We start from the raw sequence: 4,784 nt of genomic DNA on the forward strand, positions 1-4,784 counted from the left end.
AAAATATATCCATTACTATAATACGAAACGGATAAAGGCAAAATTAAAAATGAGTCCGGTCCAATACCGAACTCATTTTGAGCAAGTTGCCTGATGAAATAATCGTGTCTAACTTTAAGGGGTCACTTCAGTTCCGGAGGGCCCGCGATGAGCCAACCGGTCGCAAGCTCCCCTGGTTGTCTCATCTGTCGGGCTGATCCTCCCGGAGTCGCCGCCTTGCGCTACGCTTCACTGGTATTCCTTCCAAAGTTAGTGAGTGGAATATTCAGCTTCGTACTTTTTTCATTTTGAACTTGATAAATTAAAGAACAATCAATCAGTTACTTGATGACTACAATGAATAGCATAGTACTTGTCTACTATCTATAGGATTGAAGCGAAAGCGTCCACCTCTGTAGCGAGAGCCGTTGCGAAGTACGGCTTTTGCGAACATAAGCGGAGCGTTGGAAGCACATTTTTGCCCTAAATCCCGGACCAATCACTATGTTTACTTTTTTGTATGCATACTAATAAACATATATTTTTTTGAATGACACATTTTTTGTTCTGATGAATAGTTAACTGTAAAAAGGGAATAACAGAAAATAAAGGAGGTTTTCCTATGAGACGGACGATGTTTTTTCTTGTGGCTGCGCTTCTGCTCGTACTGGCTGGATGCTCAAGCAAACCTGCTACGTCGCTTGATGGAAACGTTGGATCCGATGGCGAATCAACAAACGATGGAACAACGAAGGATGAGCAGACAGGACAAAAAGATGGCGATCAGACAAAACAAGACGATGCAAACCTAACGGATGTTTCCCTGCTCGATTACTTTTTACCTGACGGATCGAGCGCACATTATAAAGGAGAAGGAAATGAATTTGCTGAGCTCGATATTACAGTAGCTCGTCCCGCTGAAGATTATGTCGTGATCCATGAAAACAACGGAGGCTCATTCATTCAAAAAGTGTATAAACTAGTTGGGGATGAAATTCAAGTGCTGCAAGAAGAACATACGGAATTGAGCGCCGAAGTCCCTACTCCAGCGCAACTGGACGCAATGGAACCAACTCGTATCTATTTGAAGGGTCCAGTTGCTGTAGGAACGACGTTTGACGATTGGAAGATCGTAGAAACCGATGTAGCGGTTACCACGCCGTATCAGCAGTTTGAAGACGCTATAGTAATCGAGCAAGAAGGTGACAACTTCATTAACCGTATCTATTTGGTAAAGGATATTGGTGAAGTAAAACGCGAGTCGATTATGACAATGGAAGGTGAAGATGATTTCGTAGTTACTTCCCAACTAGAAACTGTAACACAACCATAATCAATAAATCTTTGTATTGAAAAAGGCGCCCCTAGGGACGCCTTTTGATTAGTGGATTAGATTTTCACAACGTTAGCTGCTTGTAAACCACGGTTGCCTTCTACTACTTCAAATTCAACCTGCTGACCTTCGTCAAGAGATTTGAATCCGTCGCCTTGAATAGCTGAGAAGTGTACGAAAATATCTTCTTCTCCGTCAACTTCGATAAAACCGAAGCCCTTTTCTGAGTTAAACCACTTTACTGTACCTTGTTTCATTCGATAACCTCCAAAAATATATAAGTACTTGTTAATACATGAACTCTCGCATAAAAAAAATTCACGCATTACAAAAGATACCGACGTCGCCGATCACTTTTGTAATAGGTGAATCTCATAGCATACGGTCGTTCGATTAATTTACTTAACAACATCATAACATACACATTTAAATTGTCAATAAAAAGCATAAATAACGAAGACATTATTTTTAGGAAATGTTTGGTTTTTCATTATACAATACAATAATACCGTGATAAATTTGTGTATCCCCTTCGCATCCTTCGCAGTAACGCTTTTCTGAATCCGACCAAAACGCGTGAAAACATCCTTTTCGTTTTTCGTAATAATCGAATTGTGGTTGCATTTCATTAATCAAATCATTGACATGTTCTTGCATCAACTGCTGATCTTTAAACATTTTCGAAGTAACCGAAAAATCACGCCATTCATCAAACATCCACCACGGTTCAAAATCGGCTTTCATATAAACTACTTCATACATTAGTATGCACTCCTTTACCTCATTCTATGCATAATGTCATTAATCTTAGCAAAACGAACACGTATAGCAAAGTGAAAAGATTTACATACCGTAATATATGAGTTTTCATCTACATTCGGCTATAATTAAGAAAGAAGCTATTCAAATGATTGTCAGCTGCCGAAAGAATGAAACCTTTTGCCGCGCAATCCGTAAGTACTATATAGAGAAAATGGAAGGTGGCCTGAACAATCATGAATTTTGTTAAAAACTTTTTTACCCGACATCTAATCATGGCCCCGACTAGTTTGTTCACATGGATATTCCTCGTGTCTGGTGCCGGTCTAAACTTCTTTGTCAGTTCCGCAATAGGGGCTGGACTGTATGCCGGAGGATATGTAGCGATTAAAGAAATTCAATTACGCTCTACCCTTAAACAATTCGGATTGGCTCGTTCTGAATATAAACATATTGAACAACAAGTCATTGAATCTAAGAAAAAAGTAAAACAGCTAACGAATATGTATGGACAAGTCCGCTCGATCCAAGCGTTTAGACAAGTCTATGATATGGCAGCAAAAGCTAGAAGAATTATTAAAATCGTTCAAACGAATCCACGTAAATTTTATCAGGTGGAAACATTTTTCTATGCACATCTTGACTCGGCAGTAGAAATCACTTCTAAATATGGATTGCTTGTGAATCAGCCGTTAAAAGACACAGAAATTAAAATCGCATTGCAGCACACACGCGAAACATTAGCGGATCTCAATCAAGAAATGGAAAGAGATTTACGAAACGCAGTGGCAACGGACTTGGAACAATTACGTATGGAAATTGATTTTGTAGATGTGACAATCAATAAAGAGAAACCGTTGCTTGAATCGAAAGGGGAACATTCTAATGACAGAGAAACAATTAAATGAAACGTTTGATATGCAAGAACCAAGCATGGACGATTTGCTTGGCAATCCATTCGATATGGATGCAAGCTTATTACCAAAAGAAATGGAAAATACACTAGCTGAAAGTAAAAAACCAGCTAAATTGATCGATCGCCTTTCACTTGAAGAACAAGATAAGGCAAAGCAACTCGCTTCACAAATCCCTGTAGGCAATTACGAAGCGATTATCACATACGGAGCCAATGCTCAGAACGAACTTTCTCGCTTCTCTCACAAAATGCTAGACCATGTACAGAGCAAGGATATCGGCCCTGTAGGTGATGTGTTAAATGAATTGATGAATAAACTATCCGAAATCGATCCGGATGAACTTTCTGAAAAGAAAAAATCCGGCCTTAGTCGCCTATTTGCGAAAGCTACGCGTCCTGTTGCTGAAATGATGACAAAATATCAAAAACTTGGCACACAAATTGATAAAATCGGCGTACAATTGGAACATTCCAAACGTGGCTTAATGGAAGATGTACGTATGCTCGATCAGTTATACGAGCAAAATAAAACGTATTTCCAAGCGCTAAACGTCTATATTGCAGCTGCCGAACTAAAAGTCGAGGAAATCACGCAAACGATTATTCCAGAACTTCATAAAAAAGCACAGCAAGCAGACGATCAAATGATGGTACAAGAAGTAAACGACATGGCGCAATTCGTCGATCGTTTAGAAAAACGTCTTTATGATCTTCAACTGTCCCGTCAAATCACAATCCAAAGCGCTCCACAAATTCGTATGATCCAACAAACGAACCAAACCTTAGCGGAAAAAATCCAGGCATCCATTATGACGGCCATTCCTCTATGGAAAAACCAAATCGCTATTGCTTTGACGTTAAATCGTCAGCAAAAAGCAGTCGAGTCACAGAAACTCGTAACAAAGACAACAAACGACTTGCTGTTGCGTAATTCCGAGATGTTGAAAGTCAATAGTATCGAGACCGCTAAAGAGAATGAAAAAGGTATTATCGAGATTGATACGTTGAAGAAGACACAAGAGAACTTGATCCAGACAATCGAAGAAACGCTTGTTATTCAGTCAGATGGTCGCGCAAAACGAAAAGCTGCTGAGATCGAAATCGCCCGTATGGAAGAAGAGCTTAAGACTCGCCTTCTTTCTGTATACGAAGAAACACAAAACCGCCCTTCATAACGAAGGACGGTTTTTTTGAACTTTTTTAAAGAAATACTAGAAAGTTACCTGGGATAGTGATCCGGGATTTGCGCTTCAGAGGGTACGCTTTCCTGAGGGCGTGGCTTGAGCCGCTTCCTTCGCTTCGCTACGTCAGGGTCTCAAGGCGCACGCTGATCCTCCAGGAGTCGACCCTCTTCCGCTCCAATCCTATTGGTAGATTATAAGTACTTTGAACCCCATTGTAGTGATTGAGTAACTTAATATCTGTTCTTTACATTTTTAAGTTCAAATGAAAAATCTAAATACAAAGCCGATCATTTCACTAACTATCTTCAGAAAGTAACACCAGTGAAGCGTAGTGCAAGGCGGCGACTCGGGAAGGATCAGCCCGACAGGTGAGACAACCAGGGGAGCTTGCGAAAGCCGTTGCGAAGTACGGCTTTTGCGAGTAAAAGCGAAGCGTTAGGAGCATCGGTTTTCGAGGTTGGCTCACCGCGGGCCCTTCCGAACTGAAGTGACCCCTTAAAGTTAGACACGATTATTTCATCAGGCAACTTGCTCAAAATGAGTTCGGTATTGGACCGGACTCATTTTTAATTTTGCCTTTATCCGTTTCGTATTATAGTAATGGATATATTTT

Annotated in this window: 7 protein-coding genes; 4 read left to right on the forward strand and 3 right to left on the reverse strand. The window is 40.3% G+C overall.

Features of this window, described 5'->3' with window-relative positions:
• Both CSV79_RS16180 and CSV79_RS16185 read left to right on the forward strand, forming a co-directional pair.
• Positions 1–94: IS3 family transposase (locus CSV79_RS16180; RefSeq protein WP_143560598.1), on the forward strand; the 94-nt coding region annotated here is incomplete at its 5' end.
• A gap of 507 nt (positions 95–601) precedes the next feature.
• Complete coding sequence (locus CSV79_RS16185) at positions 602–1,312, forward strand: hypothetical protein (protein ID WP_099690081.1); 711 nt, start codon at positions 602–604, stop codon at positions 1,310–1,312.
• 56 nt (positions 1,313–1,368) lie between these two features.
• Here the strand turns inward: CSV79_RS16185 and CSV79_RS16190 are convergent, their stop codons facing one another.
• A complete protein-coding gene (locus CSV79_RS16190; protein WP_085130730.1) occupies positions 1,369–1,569 on the reverse strand; it encodes a cold-shock protein in 201 nt (66 codons plus the stop codon).
• A gap of 211 nt (positions 1,570–1,780) precedes the next feature.
• Positions 1,781–2,074, reverse strand: a complete 294-nt coding sequence (locus CSV79_RS16195; protein ID WP_099690082.1) for a DUF1033 family protein — start codon at positions 2,072–2,074, stop codon at positions 1,781–1,783.
• 233 nt (positions 2,075–2,307) lie between these two features.
• On the opposite strand from CSV79_RS16195, the gene CSV79_RS16200 reads away from it, so the two are divergent.
• The gene (locus tag CSV79_RS16200; protein WP_099690083.1) at positions 2,308–2,979 is read left to right on the forward strand and encodes a 5-bromo-4-chloroindolyl phosphate hydrolysis family protein; all 672 of its coding nucleotides are present in this window, start codon (positions 2,308–2,310) and stop codon (positions 2,977–2,979) included.
• Positions 2,957–4,162, forward strand: coding sequence for a toxic anion resistance protein (locus CSV79_RS16205; RefSeq protein WP_099690084.1), 1,206 nt, complete (start codon positions 2,957–2,959; stop codon positions 4,160–4,162). Before CSV79_RS16200 ends, CSV79_RS16205 begins: the two co-directional genes overlap by 23 nt.
• Before the next feature lie 528 nt (positions 4,163–4,690).
• Here the strand turns inward: CSV79_RS16205 and CSV79_RS16210 are convergent.
• The coding region (locus tag CSV79_RS16210; RefSeq protein ID WP_143560598.1) for an IS3 family transposase at positions 4,691–4,784 on the reverse strand (94 nt) is incomplete at its 5' end.

The organism is Sporosarcina sp. P13 (assembly GCF_002743055.1).
In the GTDB taxonomy this organism is placed as follows: Bacteria; Bacillota; Bacilli; order Bacillales_A; family Planococcaceae; genus Sporosarcina.